Annotated in this window: 16 protein-coding genes; 2 read left to right on the forward strand and 14 right to left on the reverse strand. The window is 73.1% G+C overall.

The window, feature by feature from the left end; genetic code table 11:
• Positions 1 to 9: 9 nt before the first annotated feature.
• From ACFW01_RS04185 to ACFW01_RS04200, 4 genes are all read right to left on the reverse strand, one after another.
• Positions 10 to 1128, reverse strand: coding sequence for a hypothetical protein (locus tag ACFW01_RS04185; RefSeq protein ID WP_384502317.1), 1119 nt, complete (start codon positions 1126 to 1128; stop codon positions 10 to 12).
• A complete protein-coding gene (locus ACFW01_RS04190; protein WP_384502318.1) occupies positions 1125 to 2342 on the reverse strand; it encodes a glycosyltransferase family 4 protein in 1218 nt (405 codons plus the stop codon). Before ACFW01_RS04190 ends, ACFW01_RS04185 begins: the two co-directional genes overlap by 4 nt.
• The gene (locus tag ACFW01_RS04195; protein WP_122619063.1) at positions 2339 to 2737 is read right to left on the reverse strand and encodes a 6-carboxytetrahydropterin synthase; all 399 of its coding nucleotides are present in this window, start codon (positions 2735 to 2737) and stop codon (positions 2339 to 2341) included. Before ACFW01_RS04195 ends, ACFW01_RS04190 begins: the two co-directional genes overlap by 4 nt.
• Before the next feature lie 147 nt (positions 2738 to 2884).
• Positions 2885 to 3877 (reverse strand): dehydrogenase, encoded by a 993-nt coding sequence (locus ACFW01_RS04200; RefSeq protein WP_384502319.1) that lies wholly within the window; start codon positions 3875 to 3877, stop codon positions 2885 to 2887.
• 108 nt (positions 3878 to 3985) lie between these two features.
• Between ACFW01_RS04200 and ACFW01_RS04205 the strand changes: the two genes are divergently transcribed.
• The gene (locus ACFW01_RS04205) at positions 3986 to 4756 is read left to right on the forward strand and encodes a CDP-alcohol phosphatidyltransferase family protein (protein WP_384502320.1); all 771 of its coding nucleotides are present in this window, start codon (positions 3986 to 3988) and stop codon (positions 4754 to 4756) included.
• A 177-nt stretch (positions 4757 to 4933) separates the two neighbouring features.
• On the opposite strand, the gene ACFW01_RS04210 is transcribed toward ACFW01_RS04205, so the two are convergent.
• The 9 genes from ACFW01_RS04210 to ACFW01_RS04250 form a co-directional block, all read right to left on the reverse strand.
• A complete protein-coding gene (locus ACFW01_RS04210; protein ID WP_384502321.1) occupies positions 4934 to 6169 on the reverse strand; it encodes an MDR family MFS transporter in 1236 nt (411 codons plus the stop codon).
• Positions 6166 to 7950 (reverse strand): ABC transporter permease subunit, encoded by a 1785-nt coding sequence (locus ACFW01_RS04215; RefSeq protein WP_384502322.1) that lies wholly within the window; start codon positions 7948 to 7950, stop codon positions 6166 to 6168. The genes ACFW01_RS04210 and ACFW01_RS04215 overlap by 4 nt, the downstream gene beginning before the upstream one ends.
• Positions 7951 to 7953: 3 nt before the next feature.
• Positions 7954 to 9465: an ABC transporter substrate-binding protein gene (locus ACFW01_RS04220; RefSeq protein WP_384502323.1), complete on the reverse strand. Its 1512-nt coding sequence runs from the start codon at positions 9463 to 9465 to the stop codon at positions 7954 to 7956.
• Between the two features lie 88 nt (positions 9466 to 9553).
• Entirely contained in the window at positions 9554 to 10024 is a 471-nt protein-coding gene (locus ACFW01_RS04225; RefSeq protein ID WP_384502346.1) for a GNAT family N-acetyltransferase, read from the reverse strand.
• Between the two features lie 452 nt (positions 10025 to 10476).
• Complete coding sequence (locus tag ACFW01_RS04230) at positions 10477 to 11067, reverse strand: hypothetical protein (protein ID WP_384502324.1); 591 nt, start codon at positions 11065 to 11067, stop codon at positions 10477 to 10479.
• A 308-nt stretch (positions 11068 to 11375) separates the two neighbouring features.
• On the reverse strand, positions 11376 to 11771 hold the full coding sequence (locus ACFW01_RS04235) for an EVE domain-containing protein (protein ID WP_234956853.1): 396 nt from the start codon (positions 11769 to 11771) through the stop codon (positions 11376 to 11378).
• Between the two features lie 151 nt (positions 11772 to 11922).
• A complete protein-coding gene (locus tag ACFW01_RS04240; protein ID WP_384502325.1) occupies positions 11923 to 13269 on the reverse strand; it encodes a M64 family metallopeptidase in 1347 nt (448 codons plus the stop codon).
• Positions 13270 to 13393: 124 nt separating this feature from the next.
• A complete protein-coding gene (locus ACFW01_RS04245) occupies positions 13394 to 14425 on the reverse strand; it encodes an alpha/beta hydrolase (RefSeq protein WP_384502326.1) in 1032 nt (343 codons plus the stop codon).
• A 101-nt stretch (positions 14426 to 14526) separates the two neighbouring features.
• Complete coding sequence (locus tag ACFW01_RS04250; RefSeq protein WP_384502327.1) at positions 14527 to 16185, reverse strand: phosphodiester glycosidase family protein; 1659 nt, start codon at positions 16183 to 16185, stop codon at positions 14527 to 14529.
• 167 nt (positions 16186 to 16352) lie between these two features.
• Here ACFW01_RS04250 and ACFW01_RS04255 point away from each other — a divergent pair, with 167 nt between their 5' ends.
• Positions 16353 to 17171, forward strand: a complete 819-nt coding sequence (locus ACFW01_RS04255) for an SAM-dependent methyltransferase (protein WP_384502328.1) — start codon at positions 16353 to 16355, stop codon at positions 17169 to 17171.
• 33 nt (positions 17172 to 17204) lie between these two features.
• On the opposite strand, the gene ACFW01_RS04260 is transcribed toward ACFW01_RS04255, so the two are convergent.
• Complete coding sequence (locus tag ACFW01_RS04260) at positions 17205 to 19088, reverse strand: discoidin domain-containing protein (protein ID WP_384502329.1); 1884 nt, start codon at positions 19086 to 19088, stop codon at positions 17205 to 17207.
• Between the last annotated feature and the right edge of the window lie 214 nt (positions 19089 to 19302).

Raw genomic sequence — 19302 nt, forward strand, 5'->3', positions numbered from 1 at the left:
TCGGAGCGCTCACGAGGCCCCGCCCGTCGGCCGGGACAACGCCAGCAGGTCGGTGTGGTGCACCACCACGCTGAGGGTGCCGTCCGCGCAGGCGGCGAGGCGCTCGTCCAAGTACGCCTCGGCCCGTTCGCTCAGTTCGGGGCGCTGTTCCACGGCCGCGCCGACCCAGCCCCGCAGCCACTGCGCGGTGAGTCCGGCCTCGTTGGGGCCCAGCCGCCAGGGGCTGGGATGCGCCCGCACCGTGGCGCCGTGCGCGGCGAAGGCGTCCTTCGCCGCGGTGACCGCGTCCGGGCCGAGCAGGCCGGTACGCCGCTGGTGGTCGTTGAACGCCTCGGTGATCTCGGCGTCCAGGGGGTGCGCGGGGGTGAGGTCGACGCGTCCGGCGACGGACAGGGTCAGCAGGGCCGCGCAGCCGGCCACGGCACAGGCGGCAGCGAGGGTGCCGACCTCCTCGGTGGTCAGGACGTCGAGGAGCGCGGACGCCGTCACCAGGCCGGCGCCGGACAGCGCGTCCGGGGTGAGGCGGGCGAGGTCCCCGCGCAGTGTCTCGACGGTGACGCGGCTGCCGTCGGCGGCCGAGCGCGGGGCGCTGACGGCGGCGAAGTGCAGGAGGTAGGGGTCGCGGTCGTGCAGCACCCAGTGCTGGGCGCCGTCGAGCCGCGGGGCGAGCCAGCGTCCCATCGAGCCGGTGCCGCAGCCCAGGTCGTGCACGACCAGTCCGCCGGTCCGCCCCGGCGGTCCCGCGAGGTGGGTCCGCAGCGGGTCGAGCAGGTCGTGCGCCCGCGCGGCGGCGTCGGCGGGCTCGCGCAGCCGCAGCCATTCGGGGGCGTAGCGCGGCGGGTCGTCGGGGTGCGGGGCGGCGTCGGGCGCGGGGGCCTCGCGCAGGCGCAGGGTGGCGCGTTCGGCCGAGGCCAAGGCGGGAGCGGGAGCGGGAGCGGACGCGGTGGGCGGCCGGGCCGTGGACCCGCCGGTCGGGCCCGCGCCGGGGATGACGCCGGTCGTGGACTCGGCGATGTGCGTGGACTTGGCGGCGCCCGGGGACTCGCCAGGGTCCGTGGCCTCAGCGACGTCCGACGCTCCGGGCCGGGCCGAGAGGGCTCGCGCGGTCGGCGTGGTGGGCTCGCTCATGCCGTCCCCCCGGGTTCGCCGGGCAGCCGGTGCAGGACGCCGGCCAGGCTCTGGGCCGTACTCGCCCAGCCGTTCAGCGCGGCGCGGCGGCCCCGGGCGGCGCTCTTCAGCCGGCGTCGGACGTCCGCCTCGCCGAACCAGCCGCGCAGCTCGGCGGCGAGCGCGGCCGGGTCCTCGGGCGGGACGAGGATGCCGGGCACCCCTCCGTCGGGCGCGCGTCCGACCGCCTCCGGGAGGCCGCCGACGTCCGTGGCGAGCACGGGGACACCGCGCGCGAGGGCCTCGGTCACCGCCATGCCGTACGTCTCGGCGTACGAGGTGAGGACCATCAGGTCGGCTGTGGCGTAGGTGGCGTCCAGTTCGGCGCCCGCCCTGGGTCCGGCGAGTACCAGCCGGTCCTCCAGGCCGTGCCGCGCGACGAGGGCCCGCAGCTGTTCGACGTACTCCGGGTCGTGGCCGAGGCCGCCGACGCACACGCAGCTCCACGGCAGGTCGGACACCGCCGCCAGCGCCTCGACCAGCCGGTGCTGGCCCTTGCGCGGGGTGACGGCGGCGACGCACACCAGCCGGGACACGCCGTCGGTGCCGGGCGCGAGGGGCGCGATGTCGGCGCCGGGCGCGGCGACGTGGACGCGGCCCGGGTCGAGGCCGTGGTGGGAGACGAGCCGGCGCACCGCCCAGTCGCTGGTGGCGACGACGGCCGGCACGGCCCGCAGCACCGCGCGCTCGCGGGCGTCCAGTTCGGCGGCGACGGCGGGGTCGAGGCCGGTCTCGTCGCCCAGCGGGAGGTGGACGAGGACGGCCATGCGCAGCCGCTCGGCCTCCGGGACGACGATCTCCGGCACCCCGCAGGCGACCAGGCCGTCGAGCAGGACGACCGCGCCGTCCGGCAACCGGCGCAGGACGCGGGCGAGTTCCGCGCGGGCGGTGTCGTCCGGCCGGGGCCAGTCACCGTCGACGGGCAGCCCCCGTACCCGCCAGCCGAAGCCCGGCAGGTCGAGCCGCACCCGCCGGTCGTAGGCGTTGCCGCCGCTCGGCGCGCCCGGATCGTCGATCCCGCCCGGAACGACGAAGTGCACGGAGCGCAGGGACATGGGGATGATCCCGTCGTTCCTCGGGGACGCGGCCCGCGCGGCGACGCGGGCGGGGATCTGGGTGGGGACGTAGGTGAGCCGGGTGCGTCCGGCCGCCGCCTCGACGGACGTGTCGGTCACAGCGCACGCTCGTAACTCGCCCAGGCGACGTGCGACTCGTGCAGGGTCACGGTGAGACCGGCCAGGCCCTTGGCCCCCTCGCCGAGGGCGCCCTTGTGGACGCGTTCGGCGAGCCGGTCGGCGACGACCTTGGCCAGGAACTCGGTGGAGGTGTTGACGCCGGCGAAGTCGGGTTCGTTGTCGAGATTGCGGTAGTTCAGCTCGCTGACGACGGCGCCCAGTTCGCGGGTGGCCAGTCCGATGTCGACGACGATGTTGTCCTCGTCCAGCTGCTCGCGCCGGAAGGTGGCGTCCACCAGGAACGTCGCTCCGTGCAGGCGCTGTGCGGGCCCGAAGACGTCGCCGCGGAAGCTGTGGGCGATCATGATGTGATCGCGGACGGTGATGCTGAACAACGGACGACCCTCCAGGTGTGGCACGTCTGATCCCCCGCCGATCGCTGCGCGGGGTGCCGTCTATTACGGCTGGAGGTCTTCCCTTGTTCAGCGGCCCGTACGTCTTTTCTCAAGGTCAGGCGAGGTCGGGCGAGGCCGGTCCGGGGGTCAGGCGCCGGCGCCCTCCGCGTCGTACCGGATGCGGTGGCACAGGGCGGTGATCTCGCCGGAGGCCAGCCGGGGCAGCACGTCCGGGAGTTCGGCGAACGCGGACTCGCCGGTGACGAGGGCGTCCAGCGCCGGGTCGGCGAGCAGGTCGAGGGCGAGGGCGAGCCGGTCGGCGTAGGTGCGGGTGGCGCCGCGGGCCGGGGAGACGGTGCCGACCTGGCTGCTGCGCAGGGTCAGGCGCCGGGAGTGGAAGGCCTCGCCGAGCGGGAGGGCGACGGGCCGGTCTCCGTACCAGCTCAGTTCGACGACGGTGCCCTCGGGCCGCAGCAGCTCCAGGGACCGGGCGAGCCCGGCCTCGGTCGCGCTGGCGTGCACGACCAGGTCGCGGTCGCCGAGCGCGTCGGCCGGGGACGCGAAGCCCACGCCGAGCGCTTCGGCGACCTTCGCGCGGGCCGGGTCGGCGTCGACCAGCTCGACCCGGACGCCGGGGAAGCGGGCCAGCAGGGCGGCCACCGAGCAGCCGACCATGCCGCCGCCGACCACCGCGACGCGGTCGCCGACCAGGGGCGCCGCGTCCCAGAGGGCGTTGACGGCGGTCTCCACCGTGCCGGCGAGCACGGCCCGCGCGGCGGGCACCGTCGGCGGCACCGGCGTGACGGCGGCGGCGGGGACGACGTAGCGCGTCTGGTGCGGGTAGAGGCAGAAGACGGTACGCCCGACGAGCGCGTCCGGTCCCTCCTCGACCACGCCGACGTTGAGGTAGCCGTACTTCACCGGTCCGGGGAAGTCGCCCTCCTGGAACGGCGCGCGCATCGCCGCGTACTGGTTCTGGGGCACCCGCCCGGCGAAGACGAGGGTCTCGGTGCCCCGGCTCACACCGCTGTGGAGGGTGCGCACCAGGACCTCGTCCGCACCGGGTTCCGGCAGCTCCACCTCGCGGATCGTGCCCCGGCCGGGCGAGTCGAGCCAGAACGCGTGTGCCCTGCGTGTCATCGGATGTCCTCCTGAACGATCGGGAAGCCGCCCACGTACCGAGGGATGCACAGCCGCGCACAAGGTAGCGGCGTTGATCGACTCTGTCACACGGCCGGAGGGTGTTCGGTGGCCCTGAACAACACGTACGACGCACACGACGCGAGGCCCGTTCAGCAGGAGACCGCGGTCGGGGCGGGCGCGCAGATCCTTCTGCTTGCGCTGCTCGGCACGGCGATCGGGATGGGCACGGCGGGCTGGCTGACCGGCCTCGCCTTCGCGTTCGCGACCTGGGCGGTGCTGGCACGGGCCCTGCACCGCTCCCGGCCCGCGTCGTTCGGCCCGGCCAACCGGGTCACCCTCGGCCGGGCCACGCTGGTCGGCGGAGTGACGGCGCTGGTCGCGGACTCCTTCCGCAGCGCGCCGCCCGTCTCCCTCCTCGTCGGCCTCACCGCCGTGGCTCTGATCCTGGACGGCGTGGACGGCAAGGTCGCCCGCCGCACCGGCACGTCCTCGCAGCTCGGCGCCCGCTTCGACATGGAGGTCGACGCGTTCCTCATCCTGGTCCTCAGCGTGTACGTCGCGATGGACCTGGGCCCGTGGGTGCTGCTGATCGGCTCCATGCGCTACGTGTTCGTCGCCGCGGCCCGGGTGTGGCCGTGGCTGACCGCCCCGCTGCCCCCGAGCACGGCCCGCAAGACGGTGGCCGCGCTCCAGGGCGTACTGCTGCTCCTGGCCGGCGCCGACCTGCTGCCGCGCGTGGCGAACGCCGGGGTGGTGGCGCTGGCCCTGGGGCTCCTGGTGTGGTCGTTCGGCCGCGACGTGCTGTGGCTGTGGCGGAGTACGCGGGCGGTGCGGACGCCTGTGCGGCGGGCGGTGCGGGAGCTCGCGGCGCGGTGAGGGCCGGGGGCCCGCTCCACCACCCGAACCCCGGTCTCCACCCCGCCGGCGGACCACCCCGTGGCTCCCGTCGGCACGGCGCGGACGCCCGTGCGGCGGGCGGCCGGGGAACGTGCGGCGCGGTGAGGGGCGGGGCCGAGCAGGTGCCGTACCCACCCGCGCCCCCGGCCCCGGGACTCAGTCCCGCCGGGGCAGCAACCCCACAGCCGCCAGCGGAACGGCGGCCAGCACCAGCCAGGGCACCGCGGGCGGCAGCCCCGTGTCCAGCAGGAGGCCGGTCGCGGAGCTGCCCGCGAGGACGATGAGCCCGGACACCGAGGACAGTGCCCCCGTGTACAGCCCGAGCCGCCCGTCCTCGGCGAGGTCCGGCACCCAGGCGCGGGCGACGGGCGCGACCAGCATCTGCCCGAGGGTGAGCAGGACGACGAACCCGGCGGCGGGCGCCAGTCCACCCACCCCCGTCCACCCGGCGGGCCGGGCGAGCGCGACGGCGGCGAACCCGGCCGAGATCAGCCCCAGCCCCGCGACCATCGACCGGCGCGGCGCCAGCCGCTCCCCCGCCCACCGGGTCACCGGCAACTGCGCGCCCACCACGAGCAGCGAGGAGAGCGCGAACAGCCAGGCCAGCGGCGCCTGCGAACCGGCGGCCCGCTCCACCTCGGCGGGCAGGGCGAGGTAGAGCTGGTTGTAGGCGAGCAGATAGGCGCCGTACGCGCAGCACAGCGCGAGGAAGCGGCGGTTGCGCAGCAGCAGCCGCGCCCCGCCGCCGAACCGGACGCGCGCCCGCCCGGGAATGTGCTGCGGCAGCAGCCACGCGTGCCCGGCGAGGACGAGCACGAAGACGCCGGCCCCGGCGAGACACACGGTACGGAAGTCGACCGCGAGCAGCAGGGCACCCAGCAGCGGTCCGACGAACGCCCCGGCCTGCCCGGCGACGGTGAACAGCGCGAGCACCCGCGTCCGGTCCCCGTTCTCCTCCGCCTCCCACACCACGGCCTGGCGGGCGACCTCGGACTCGACGGCGGGCGAGAACAGCGCGGCGGCGAACCCGATGAGCAGCACCGCGCCGACCACGGCCCAGGTCCGCTCGGCGAACCCGAGCCACGCGAACCCGGCGATCCGCAGCACGCACCCGGCGAGCACCACGGGCCGGATGCCGTACCGGTCGGCGAGCGCCCCGCCGACCACGAACAGCCCCTGCTGGCTGAAGGTCCGCAGCCCGAGCACGAACCCGACCAGCCACCCCGCCATACCGACGGACCGTCCCAGGTGCTCGGCGAGAAAGGGCAGGACGGCGAAGAACCCGATGTTGAAGGCGAGTTGGGTGAGGATGAGCAGCCGCAGCAACGGGGAGAGCGGGGCACCCCGGCCGGTGGCCCCCAGGGGTGACCGGCGGCGGGAGAGGGAGATCATCGGAGTACGGCCGGTTCCTTCCTCCCGGCGGGCCGCTCACCGGCGACCGCCGCCGAACGAGGAGGGCGGGGCCGACGCAGCCCTCCGGCCGCGGTGACGGCCAGCGCGCCGAGCAGGGCGAGGACGGCGGCGGGGGCGAGGACCGCCCAGGGGGCGCGCTCGGCGTAGGGCTGGTTCTCGGCGAGGAGGAGTCCCCACTCGGGCGACGGCGGCTGGGCGCCGAGCCCGAGGAAGCCGAGCGAGGCGAGGGCGAGGGCGACGCCGGGCAGCCGCAGCAGAGCATGGCGCAGGATCGGCGGCAGTACGGCGGGCAGCAGTTCGCGCCGCAGCAGGTACCCGCGCCCCGCGCCCAGCCCTTTCGTCGCGGTGATGTGCAGGGTGGCACGCTCCTGCCGCAGCAGTGCGGCGGTGTGGGTGGCGAGCGGCGCCCAGGCCACGGCGCCGACGGCGAGCGCGGGCGTGGCCGCCCCGCTGCCCGCGACGGCGGTGACGAGGAGGGCGACGAGTACCGGTGGTACGGCGTTGACGGTGTCGACGAGCGGCGCGGACACGCGGGGAACGAGCCCGAGGAGGACGCCGGCGAGCAGCGCGGCGGTGGTGATGGCGGAGGCGAGGAGCAGGGTGTCCAGCGCCCCGTGACCGACGCGGGCCAGCAGGTCGCGGCCGAGGGCGTCGGTGCCGAAGGGGTGGTCGAGGGAGGGGGCCCGCAGCTTCTGCCCGGTGTCGAGGGCCAGCGGATCCCGGGCAAGCCCGAACCCGACGACGGCGGCCAGGACGGCGGCGTAGAGGAGGGGAGGCAGTGACCGGGCCGGCGGGGCGGGCCGGTGCAGGGAGGACAGGGCGCCGTCGCGCAGGGCGGGCCCGGTGAGCAGACGGGCCGCGAGCCGCGTGGCGGCGGTGGCGAGCGCGGCGAGGAGCACGAGGGCGAGGGTGCCGGCCTGGAGGACGGGAAGGTCCTGGGCGAGGGCGGCCTGAAGCGTCGTACGTCCGAGCCCCGGGATGTCGAAGACCTGCTCGACGGCGACGGCACCGCCGGTCAGTCCGACGACGAAAAGCCCGAGGTTGGGCAGCAGCGCGGGCACGCACCGGCGTACGGCCTGGCGGGCGATCGACCGTCCGGTCAGCCCGCGGGCGGCGGCAGCCAGCGCCCACGGTTCGCCGAACGCGCCGGGCAGCAGGTCGTCGAGCAACCGCCCGAGCACGGCCCCGGCGGGCAGTCCGAGGGCGAGCGCGGGCAGCACGGTCCACTGGAACCCGTACCACCCCAGCGCGGGCAGCCACCCCAGCTGCACCCCGACGACGGTGGCGAGCACGGTCGCGACGAGGAATTCGGGCAGCGAGGCGAGGACCGCGGACCCGGCCCCGCCGACGCGCCGCTCGTCGAGCCGCCGCCGGGCGCCCAGCCGGAGCGTACGTGCGCAGACGAGCCCGGCGGTGACGGCGGCGACCAGCAGCGCGACGCCCATGAGCAGGAGCGAGGCGCCGAGCGCGTGGAGCACGCCGGGCAGCACGTCCCCGCCGGAGATCCACGACTGTCCCGCGTCACCGCGTGCGATCCCGCCCAGCCAGGTGGTGAGTACGTGCAGGGGCCCGCCGTCGAGCCCGAGCTGGTGCCGGATGTCGGCGAGCACCTCGGGCGTCGGTTCCCGCTCGGCGGACCGCGCCTTGAGGACGGTGTACGCCGGGTCGGTCTGCGTGAGCCAGGGCAGCAGTCCGATCCCGCAGACGAGCCCGCCCGCGAGCACGACCCGCCACACCAGGGTGGCCGCTCGCTGCCGCACGGTTCAGCGCCGGGTACCGGTGCCGACGAGGGTGCGCTCGTACGGGTCGAGGACGACGCCCTGTACGGAGCCGGCGACGCCGGTGATGATCCGCTGGTGGACGAGCGGGACGACGGCGTCGCTGCCGAGGACGCGCGCCTCGGCGGCCATGGCGGCGTCCTGCCGCTTCGCGGTGTCGGCGATCTTCCCGGCGTCGGCGACGGCGCGGTCGACGCCCTTGTCGCAGAGCTGGGCGATGTTGTAGCCGCCGTCGCAGGTGTAGTCGCTCGCGAGGACGGCGACGGGGTCGCCGGTGTCGAGCAGGGTGTTGCGGGCGAGCACGAAGGCGTCGAACTTGCCGTCGAGGGCGTCGCCTTCGAGCCGCGAGTACTCCCGCACGGTCAGCTCGACCTTGAACCCGGCCTTCTCCAGCTGCTGCTTGACGACCTGGGCGACCTCGGGCAGCTCGGGCCGGTTGTCGTACGTGGCGAGGTGGATGGTCTCGCCGCCCGGCTTCTTGGCGTCCGCCCTCCCGACAGGCTCGGTCCGCTTCCCCTCGGCCCAGGTCACGGCGGGCCCGTAGACGCCGGCCCCGGGGTCGCCGTACCCCTCGTAGACGTCCTTGGCGAACACGGAGGTGTCGAGCCCGGTCCTGGCGGCGGCCCGCAGGCCCGCGTCCTTGAAGGGACCGGACGAGGCGTTGAGCAACAGGCTGGTGGTGCGGGTGGTGGCGGTGTCGCGCCGTGTCTCCTCGTCGAGACTCGCCGCCTGGGCGACCGGGACGGCCTCGGCGATGTCCAGCTCCCCCGTCCGCAGGGCGTTGGCGCGGGCCGTGCCGTCGGCGATGAAGCGGGCGTCGATGCCGGAGGCCTGAGCGCGCCCGCCCCAGTAGTCGTCGAACCGGTCGAGGGAGGCGGAGGTGGCGCCGTTGACCTTGGTCAGCTCGAAGGGCCCGGTGGCGTGCCCGACGGGATCGACACGGTCGCCCTTGCCGTAGGCGCCCTTGGACAGGATCGCGAGGCTGGGGCTGGAGAGCCGCAGTGGCAGTACGGGGTCGGGCTCGTCGGTGGTGATCCGGAGCACCCGGTCGCCGCTGCCCTCGGCGGTGAGGGTGACGCCCTCGAGGGCGGCCGGGGCGGGCTCGGCACCGGTGGCCTCGGCGAGGGAGGCGGCGACGGCGGCGGGCGTGACGTCGGTCCCGTCCTGGAAGGTGGCATCCCGGAGGGTGAACTCCCACGTCTTGTCCCCGTCCCGGCGCCAGGACGCGGCGAGCGCGGGGGCGGCGGAGCCGTTGGCGTCCAGCGAGGTGAGCCCCTCGGTCACGCCGAGCCGGCTGAGGAGGGTGGCGTCGGCGCCGTACGGGGACAGGTTCTCGGCGGGCGGGAAGGCGAGGGCGACACGGAGCCGGGACCCGTCTCCGCCCTTGCCGTCACCGGTACCGGAATCGGTGGCGCCGCCTCCGGAGGCGAAGCAGCTCGATATGAGCGGTATGAGCAGGAGCGGGGCGAGCAGCCGGGGGCGGCGGTGGGAGGGCATGGTCCTCGGATCGATCTCAGAGCGGGAGGGGGCGGGCGTCGATGCACGTAGGAGAAGAGCCTACATGGAAACGATTTTCACACTTAACTCACCCCAGGGGAACGTCGAAGTGCACGATCCCCTGCCCACCCCCGCGGTCCTCCCGCTCGTCGTGTACGACCTTGGCAATCGACCGCCAGAAGGGCTCGGCACCGGTGACGGCGGGGTCGGTGTGCAGGTAGACGGCGCGATATCCCCCATCGGCGACGGCGAACGCCATCAACTGGTCGACAAGTCGACGCGCGAGCCCACGCCGCCGGTGCTCGGCCCGCACGTACACGCGCCGCAGCTGCGCGGTCACCCCGGAGGGGTAGCGCTCGGCGACATGGGCGGGGTTCGGTGGGTGCGCGGGGCCCCGGGAGTCGATGGCACCGGTGGCCACCACCTCACCCTCCGCGTCGACGGCGACGAGAAGCGTGTGCCGGGCAGGGTCCACGTAGGCCCCGGCGAGGTCGATGATGTCGGCGTGCCAGCGGGGAACGTAGCCGGTGCCGAAGTCGCGGTAGACGGTGTCGAGCATGACGGCTCGGGCGGCGGCGAGGTCGGCGGTGGCGGCTGGCCTGATGCTGTAAGGACGATCGTGCACCTGCACATGGTACGCATTAACCGGAATCAGGCGTTCGTGATCTCCCCCTGCCGCTGTCCTCTACTGTCACTCCACTGGGACCACGCGAGGAGCCGGAATGGACAACGCGATTCAGCTGAGAGGGATGTCGACCGGTTCCTCAGCTCTGAGGGACTGTTCTCGCGGGCCCCGGGGCTGCACCGGCTCAAGTCCGTCCTCGGGACCGGTGCCGCAATCGCGCAAGCGGGTTCGGACATCTCCGCCGACTCCGTCCGCTGGGTCAAACTGACTCAGGAATCGACGCTGCGCGTCAAGAAGTACGGACTGAGAGAGAGCTCGCCGCGGCGCTGATGGCGCAGTAGGAGAGCGCCGAGGAAGGCTGAGTGCGCGACGGACGGTGTCCGGCCTCAGCCGCCGACATCACCTCGGTAGACCATCAAGGGAGGCTCCACGGCTCCTTGCGCGGCTTGGAGGGGCGGATGCCGGGCCACCACCTCCGGACGCACCCCCAGGACATCGGGCCATCCTGCGATCCCGGCCGGTTGTCCCAGCATCACGGCGTCCCAGTCCGTGTCCTCCGTGAGCCCGCTTCGGTCGATGACCAGCCCCCAGGTGCTTTCCCGCTCGTTGTCTACGGCGTGCGAGATCGCCTCGACTGCCAGTTCCTGTTCTGTCTTGAGCATTCCGTCCAACCCGAACTCGACGACCAGCCACTCGTCGGCCAGGCGGCGAAACCTGGTGAAGAGGTCCGTCTGCTCATTGAGCCAGAATTGGAAGTTCACCTCTGTTCTGTCCGTCAAGGTGAGACGGCCGATCAGTTCGGCTCGCTCAAGGCGGATCTGCTCCCCCCAGGAGTCCGGCCCGTCGGTGATGGCGGTGATGACGCGGGACACGGGATGAGCGAGGTGAACGCCACGCCGCTCCAGTACGCGCAGGACTCGCTCGACACCGCCCCGGTCATGCACGCCCGTGTACCAGAAGTAGAAACCGTCACTCATCCCAATATCACCTCGTGAACGTGTGCACATTCGCATCGCCCAGGATCCTCCTGGCGAGCGCTAGCGCCGCTTCCAGTGTTCCCTCTTCCACCTTCGCGAGGTTTCTCGCCTTCGCCGGTCCCCCGACGGCGATGTACGACCGTCGGCACCAATCACGTCCACGTCGGCCACGACACCGCCACCAACTGCAGCACGCTGTATAGGGCTGCGGCGACCATCATGAACGACACGCACGCACTCCCGTCGAGTCGCGAACCGCCACCGCCAACACGGTCTGGCGTCACTCCTGAGCGACCGAAACCACGCCCTCAGAGCCCTACCCGCGCCAGCAACACTGCCAGGGCCTCCGGCTTGACCTTCTGCACCGACCGCACCTGCCCCAGGGCCAGTTGGTCACGGCCCACCGGGTGGTGGTATAGCGCCTTCGTCGCCTCGGGCAGCAAGGAAACCGCGACCAGGTAGGCATCGGGTACCTCAGGGTCTTCGCGGGGCTCCTCGTCGACCTCGGCCACGGCCGCGACCGCCGACTCCGGGGCGGTGAAGAAGAACCAGAGGCGGTCACCCGGCCGCATGCGATAGGGGCGACTGAGCCAGAACTCCAGTTCCGGCTCCTCTTCCGCCAACTGACGCATCGTCTCCTTGTCGGAGAGTTCCCCGTCCAGCGTGTCCTTGCGCGGATTGAGGATGTAGATCCAGTCCGCCATGGAGTTCCCTCTCGGTCAGGACCACTGGGTCCGCGAAAAGACACATCGGATGCAGCTCTTCATGATGCCAGGCAATCGAACCCGAGTGCGTACGCGTTTCGAGAGGCTGGAAAGTCTGCCGTCGCGCCGGATGCGACGTCTCAGGCGTGCCTCAGCCCTTGACCGTCCACGTCACCGAGTTCGCCGCAATCCCCCGCACCTCCGCACGCCGCACCGCCGCAGTCCTGTCCACCACCCTGGCCGTCACCGTGTGCGCCCGACGGCCCGACGGGACCCCGAGGACCGCCGGCACGACCGACGTCCTGCCGCGGGCCTGCCTCGCCTCGCGGCCGTCGACGTACCAGCGGAGCTGGGGGCGGGCGAGGGCACTGTCGCTCAGGTCGGCGAGGGTGACGGCGAGGCGGGCGAACCGGGAGGTGCGGGTGGCGGGGTCGGTCACGGGGGTGAGGGTGTTCGCCGAGCGGTAGAAGCCGGCGATCATCGCCTCGCGGCCGGGGAGGTTGAACTGGTCGGTGTTCAGGGAGCGCATGATGGAGTTGGCGGTGGGGCGGTAGATGCCGTACTCGTAGTAGTCGCCGCCCTCGAAGGTGTCGACCACGCCGCCGCTCGGGTCGGTTTCCCCAAGCCACGCCGACCACTTGGTGCCCTGCGCGGCCATCCGGTCGGCGGTGAGCTTCGAGACGTTGGCCGCCGCCGGTTCGTCGCCCGGGTAGGGGCCGTAGCCGTCGTACTGGTACTCGTCGGCGAGGAGGCCGATGGAGTGGGCCATCTCGTGGGCCGCTATCAGGGTGGACTGGGCGTTGTCGGAGGAGAGGGTCGAGACGCCGTCGTAGCCGTAGTCGCCCGCCAGACCGGAGTAGCCGGCGCCGCCGTATTTGGTGGAGTTGGAGACCACGATCACCAGGTCGGTCGCCGGGGCCTTGTCGGCGTAGGACTTGGTCTTGTCGAGGTCTACACAGATCAGGCGTTCGATCTCGTCGCAGAAGAAGTACGAGCCGAGTGCGGTGTTCCTCGTCACGTCCTGTGTCGGGTCGCCCGTGACGCCGGAGTCCTGGGAGACCGCCTGCACCGCCCAGACGTTGAAGAGGCCCTCGTAGCTCTTGTACGGCTCGATGTCCGTCACCGCGTCCCATTTTGCGCGGGCGTCCTGGAGGAAGTCCTCCTGCTGTGCGGCGGTGTAGCCGTCGCCGATGATCGTCACGTCCAGGCGGTCGGCCGTCGGGCCCGTCTCGGCGATCGCGACCACCTCGCCGTCCTCCGCGGCCGTCCGCTGCCGGGGGTTCGTCGGCGGCTGGGTGTGCGGGCTGTCCGCCGGGACCCGCGTGCGGGCACCCTCGCCGGCCGGGTCGGGGAAGTACTCCACGCCGACCTGGCCGGACACCTCCGTCCCCGTCGCCGCCGGGGCGTCCGCCGCGACGGCCACCGTGCTGGTCGCGGGCAGGAGTGCGGACAGGGCGAGGGCGGTTGCCGCCGCGGATCTGCGAATGCGTGTGTGCACGGTGCCAGGTCCCCACGACGACGACAGTGACGTAAGCGGTGATGTAAATGCCCTTACAGACGGTGCTTAAGTTAAAGGGTCTACTTCCCTTTGGGCAAGGGGTGTTGAGGATGTGGTGGGCGCGTCAGGTGGAGACTCGCAGCGCCTCCAGGAGTATCGGCAGCGATGCGTGCAACTCCCTCTCCCAGTAGGCCCATCCGTGGGTTCCCGGGCCGTAGAAGTTCTTCGTCACCTGCCTCGCGCCCACCCGCTTCAGCTCCGCCGCCAGTGCGTGGTTCTGGCGGTTGAAGTCGGCCTCCAGGGCGCTCGTGCTGCCCGGCGGGTCCAGGGGGCCCGTGGTGCCGTCGCCGCAGGACAGGTAGACCGGGATGGACTTGAGGCGCCGCGCGAGGTGGAAAGGATCGTGGGACTGCCAGATGCGGCGCTGTGCCACGGGGTCGCCCCAGACGCGCAGCGGGTCGTCTCCCTGGCCGGCGAAGAAGCCCATGATGCGATCGGTCGACTCGTCGTTGAGGAGGGGGTGCGCCGACGCCGAGTAGGCCGCCGTCGCCCGGAACATGCCGGGGTGCCGGGCCGCGTACGACAGGGCTCCCTGGCCGCCCATCGACAGGCCCGCCACCACTCGGTTGGCGCCGGCGCCCCAGTCGCGTTCCAGTAGGCGGCGCAGTTCCACCGTGTGGAAGGTCTCCCAGGCCGGGTCGCCGCCCTTGCCGTGGTTCCACCAGTCGCTGTACCAGCCGTTCCAGCCTGCCTCGGGCATGACGACCAGCACGTCGCGCAGGCTGTCGGTCTCCGCCACGTCGGTCATCGCGGTCCACGACGTGTAGTCGCCGCAGCAGCCGTGCAGCAGCCAGAGGGTGGGCCAGTGTTGGCGGTGGTGCCGGTCGGAGGGCTTCCAGCCGTCGGGGGTGAGGAGGCGGACCTTGACGGTGCGGCCGCCCAGGGCCGTTGAGCGGACCGACAGGTCGACCTGCCGGTCCGCGACCTGGGTGACGGCCACCACCTCCGCGCCGGGGCGGGAGGCGTCCGGCGGGCCCGCGGCACGCGCGGGTGTCGTCGGAGCCAGCGTCGCGAGCAGCACGATCACGAGCAGGGCCGGGGCGAGGAACGCTCTGGCGCGCGGGCGGGTCGGGGCGGTGGGCACGTTCGCGAACACGGCGGCTCCCTGGGAGTGGGTGGCTCTTCGTCGCGCTGTGGTGCGGGCACTCGTACGTCACATGGGCGTACGTCTCATGGGCGTACGTCACATGAGGTGCGTCAGTGGCGGTGGTTGCGGGGCAGGATCAACAGGGCGTCACCGACCGGGCGTTCGCCGGTCGCGTCGGACGGGGTGTTGATGACGGTGTCGTCCGTCACCATCGTCGTGGAGCCGCCGCCGTCCAGGTTGACCGCGTCGCGCAAGCCGAGCGACCTGGCGACCGCGGCGCTCTCGGCGATGCTCAGTCCGAGGGACCGGGTGCCGCGTCCGTCGGCGGTGACGAGTACGGTGCGGCCCGCGGCGTCCACGCCCGCCAGGGTGCGTGGATTGCGCTTGTGCACCCAGCCGTAGTACCAGCTCGGGTCGTCGGGGTGCACCATGCCGTCGGCGGCGGGGGTGATGTGGATACGGCCGTCGCGGACCAGTTCCGGGCCGGCGTTCACGATGTCGGTGCGGGGTGAGGGCCGGTACGCATGGCCCCGGGCGTCCAGCAGCGTCGTGTGCACGCGCAGGCGGTCGCCCACGTGGGCCATGCCCGTCAGGTCCGCCACGCGCCGTCCCGTCGCCTGCACCGAACTGCCGCCCGGCGGGAGGGATCCGCCCCGGGGTGAGCGGACCTCCACCACCCGGTCGTGCGCGTCCAGTACGGCTTCCACCCCCTCGCCCCCGGGTGTCCGGCCGCCCTCGAACTCAGGCGTGAAGGCGACCAGGTCGTCCGGGTTGGTGCAGGTGACGTCGTGCAGCGGCAGCGACGTGGGGGTGTCGCCCGGGGAGCCGCCGCAGTTCCTGATCAGGCCCGGTACGCGGTTGACGCCGCCCAGGCGGAGGGTGGCCGTGGCGCCGGTGACCCGGCCCCGCCAGGTGAAGCGGGTGACCCGCGTTCCGCGGGCGTCGTCGTGGAGTACCAGGCTCGGGCGGCCCGCCACCGGTTCGCTCAGGAGGCGCCCGTCGTACACGCCAACGCCGGCCGGGTCGCCCGGCGCGCCCGCCTCGGGGTCGAGGACGAAGAAGCCCGCGTTGACCGCGGCGGTCGCGTCGGCCGCCGCCGACAGCCGGCTGGTGGTCTCGCGGGCCTGAAGGTCGGGGCCGTACGACGCGCCGAGGCTGCCGCGGAACCTGCGCGGGTCGACGGTCAGTACGTCCACGCGCCACGGGCCCCGGTCGGTGGCCTCGCCGTCCCAGCCCGTGTACACGGCGGATCCCGTGTACCCGGCCGCGGTCAGGCGGGCGCGTTCGGCCGTCGCGTCGGACTGCGTGTCGTACGCGCCGATGCGGACCCGCCAGCCGAGGGTGCCGCCGGAGTAGTCGGCCGTGCGCGTCGTCCGGACGCGCTCGACACGGGCTTCGAAGCCCTTCTGACGGAGATCGGCGGCGAGTTCGTCCGCGCTCGCCCGGTCCTTGAGGGCCGTCGGTGGCGCGTCCGGGTCGGGGGAGGTGTCGCCGCCCGGGATGGAGACCTCCACCGTCCAGTGCAGTGCCGGGTCCTCGACGTTCCCGCGCACGATGCGGGTGAGGGTGACGCCCGGCTGGAGGGTCGTCGTGGTGCGGGTCTCCGGGAGGTCGCCGGGGCCCAGGGGGAGAGTGGTTCGGCTCGATGGATGAGGGTGCGGAATCGCCGACGCGGGCGGGTCCGCGTGGGCCGGCAGTGCGCCCAGCGCTGCGATGATGCCGAGTGCGGCGCCCGTGGCGCTCAGTCTCAGGTTCGTCCGGCTCTTCATCCGACCCGCCTCGTGCCGACCACGGACACCAACCGACGCATGCTGCGCACAAGTATCGACCCGTTCCGGCTCGCGTCAAGAAGCAGTCTGCCAAGATGATGTTCAGACAGTCGGTCGCCATGCTCTCCCCGCCGGTGGCCCGCGAGTTGAGGACGGAGTCAGGCCGCATGACCTCCCTGAGCGGTGGCGAGAACGCCGCCCACCCGTACCGGGTCGACACGAGCAAGCCCCATCCCGCCCGGATGTACGACTACTTCCTCGGCGGCAAGGACAACTACGAGGTCGACCAGCGGGCCGCCGAGGAGTTCATGAAGGCGGCGCCCGAGGTGCGCGAGGGCGTCCTCGCCAACCGGCGCTTCATGCACCGCGCGGTCCGGCACGTGGTGGCCGAGGGCGGCGTCCGTCAGATACTCGACGTGGGCACGGGTCTGCCCACCGAGCCCAACGTCCACCAGATCGCGCGGTCCATCGCCCCGGAGACCCGGGTCGCCTACGTCGACAACGACCCCATCGTCAGTACGCATTCGGCGGCGCTGTCGGACGACCCGGACACCGCCGTCGTCCTGGCCGACCTGCGCGACCCCCGCGCGATCCTCGACCACCCCGAGGTCCGCCAGGTCATCGACCTGGACCGGCCGGTGGCGCTGCTGCTGGTGGCGGTCCTGCACTTCGTCTCCGACGCCGAGGACCCGGCGGGCGTCGTCGCCACTCTGCGCGACGCGCTGCCCGACGGGTCCTACCTGGTGCTGTCCCACGCGACGGGCGACGTCCACGAGGACCGGCGCGCGGACGCGGCGGCCGTCTACAAGAACGCCACCGCGTCCATGAACCTGCGCCGGCACGCCGACGTCCTCGACCTGTTCGGCGACTTCGCGCTGGTCGAACCGGGGCTCGTCCGGGTCACCGACTGGCGCCCGGAGGAGACGCCCCGTCCTGACGCGCCGCCGATCGGCATCTACGGCGGGGTGGCGAGGAAGGGCTCCTGACGGACGGGCAAGCCCAGACGGCCTTCCCGTCCGCTATCCCTTCTGCTCCACCCGCACCCAGTCCACCTCCGCCTGCACTCCCCCGGCCGCGATCCGGTCCACGCTGGACTGCGGCAGCCCCCAGTACGGGCTGGTGACCTTGTTCCAGCCGGCCGGGTAGGCGCCGCCCAGCGCCAGGTTCAGGATCACGTACTGGTCGTGGTCGAAGACCCACTCCCCCCGCGTCGACTCCAGCTTGTTCCGCGTCGTCTCCTGGACCACCCGGTCGTCGACGGAGAACTTCATGCCGGTCGGCGTCCACTCCACCGCGTAGGTGTGCCACTGGTCGGCCCGGCCGCCGCCCGGGTACACCTGACGGGCCCCGATGTTGCCGTCCGCGGAATAGCCGGGGCCGTGCAGGGCGCTGCTGGTCCAGTCGCCGTAGCCGATGTTCTCCATGATGTCGGTCTCGCCGGAGGCCGGCCAGGACACCGACGGGTCGTCCACGTTGCTTCCCAGCATCCAGAAGGCCGGCCAGAAGCCGTCGCCGACCGGCAGCTTCATGCGAGCGCTGACCTTGCCGTAGGTGAAGTCGAACTTGGTGTTGGTGTCGATGCGACCCGAGGTGAAGTCGTAGGTGCCGCCGCCCGCCTTGGTGCAGCCCTTGCAGTGCTTGGCGCGCAGGACCAGGGCGCCGTTCTCCAGGCGGATGTTGTCGGCGGAGTCGACGTACGCCTGGGACTCGCCGTTGACGGAGCCCATCTCCGTGCCGGTGCGTACGACGCGCCACTTGGCCCGGTCGAGGGAGCCGGACGTGAAGTCGTCGAAGAACGTGGTGCGGTACGTGCCCGACTGCTCGCCCGGCAGCGCCGGGTACGCCGCCGACGCGCTGCCTCCCGTGCCCCAGACCTCGAACTCGTAGAGCGAGTATCCGAACTGGGCGGTCGACGGGGCCGGGTTGTAGAAGGAGCGGCGTTCCTTGCCCAGCATGCGGACGTAGCGGCCGGTGGCGGGCTGCGGCAGGCGGACGCTGTCGTGGCGGCCCGTGGCCTCGCCCGGGGACTTCACCTCGGCGCGGCGGGCGGCGACCTCGCTCGCGGAGGGGCGGTACACGGTGCGCCAGGTGCGGTTGTCGTCCGAGACCTGCAGCTCGTAGTCGACCGCGTACGCCGCCTCCCAGTACAGGTCCACGGTGTCGACGACCGAGGTGGCGCCGAGATCGACGGAGACCCAGCGGTCGGCGTTCCAGTCGCTGGACCAGCGGCTCACGTCGGCCTTCAGGTCGGCCGGGCGGCCGCCGTCGGTGACGAACGCCGGTGAGTTGCCCGCGTGCTGGTAGAAGTTGGCGTACGCCGGGTGGTTCAGGGCGAGGTTGGTCCGGGTGGTGGACGCGGGGGCCGGTTCGCCGCCGTAGACCTTGAAGGAGTAGAGGGAGTAGCCGTAGGGGGTGGCCCGTTCGACGCCGCGCATGCGGACGTAGCGGGCGGTGACCTCCTGCGGGTAGGTGTGGGCGGTGACCGACCCGCCGGTGCCGGCCGTCTCCGTGTAGAACGGCGTCCAGTCGGTGCCGTTGCGGGACGCCTCCAGCACGTATCTCTTGCCGTAGGCCGCTTCCCAGTCCAGGGACACGCGGTCGACGCGGATCGTGGCGCCGAGGTCGACGCGGATCCAGGCTCCGTCGGTGAAGTCGCTGGACCAGCGGGTGCCGCCGTCGCCGTCGAAGGCCAGGCCGGGTGCGGTGCCCGCGTTCTCGCTGGCCGAGGCGGTCACCGCGGCGGGGTTCGCGGTGACCGCGGCTGCTGCGCGGTCGGTGTCCCAGGCCGCCGCAGCGGCGGCGGACGGCTCGGCGGCCGCTGGGGTCGTGAGGACCGGGCCCGCCGCCAACAGGGTCAGCGCGGTGAGGGCGGTCAGGAGCGTGCGGGGGGTACGGGATGGCATGGGGGTCTCCTCCGGACGAGTTACTGCCATGTGTGGATGCCATGTACCTGACGTGCACGTGCTCGGCCGTACGGACGGTGCCGGGGTGGGGGCGGGCGCCCCCCAACCCCCCCCCCCCCCGGGGCCGCCCCCGAGCGGGCGCCGATCACCGCCCCGCGGGTGTTTGACCCCGAGTGCCGCCCCCAGCCCCTGAACGGGCGGGCCGGGGGGGCGG

Source organism: Streptomyces sp. NPDC058985, assembly GCF_042740985.1.
Classification (GTDB): domain Bacteria; phylum Actinomycetota; class Actinomycetes; order Streptomycetales; family Streptomycetaceae; genus Streptomyces.

Bases quoted from the DNA above. Each gene is read 5' to 3' on its own strand.
- ACFW01_RS04200 (WP_384502319.1), bottom strand. From the start codon at position 3,877: ATGACACGCAGGGCACACGCGTTCTGGCTCGACTCGCCCGGCCGGGGC.
- ACFW01_RS04255 (WP_384502328.1), top strand. From the start codon at position 16,353: ATGACCTCCCTGAGCGGTGGCGAGAACGCCGCCCACCCGTACCGGGTC.
- ACFW01_RS04230 (WP_384502324.1), bottom strand. From the start codon at position 11,067: ATGAGTGACGGTTTCTACTTCTGGTACACGGGCGTGCATGACCGGGGC.
- ACFW01_RS04220 (WP_384502323.1), bottom strand. From the start codon at position 9,465: ATGCCCTCCCACCGCCGCCCCCGGCTGCTCGCCCCGCTCCTGCTCATA.
- ACFW01_RS04250 (WP_384502327.1), bottom strand. From the start codon at position 16,185: ATGAAGAGCCGGACGAACCTGAGACTGAGCGCCACGGGCGCCGCACTC.
- ACFW01_RS04260 (WP_384502329.1), bottom strand. From the start codon at position 19,088: ATGCCATCCCGTACCCCCCGCACGCTCCTGACCGCCCTCACCGCGCTG.
- ACFW01_RS04235 (WP_234956853.1), bottom strand. From the start codon at position 11,771: ATGGCGGACTGGATCTACATCCTCAATCCGCGCAAGGACACGCTGGAC.
- ACFW01_RS04210 (WP_384502321.1), bottom strand. From the start codon at position 6,169: ATGATCTCCCTCTCCCGCCGCCGGTCACCCCTGGGGGCCACCGGCCGG.
- ACFW01_RS04185 (WP_384502317.1), bottom strand. From the start codon at position 1,128: ATGAGCGAGCCCACCACGCCGACCGCGCGAGCCCTCTCGGCCCGGCCC.
- ACFW01_RS04225 (WP_384502346.1), bottom strand. From the start codon at position 10,024: ATGCTCGACACCGTCTACCGCGACTTCGGCACCGGCTACGTTCCCCGC.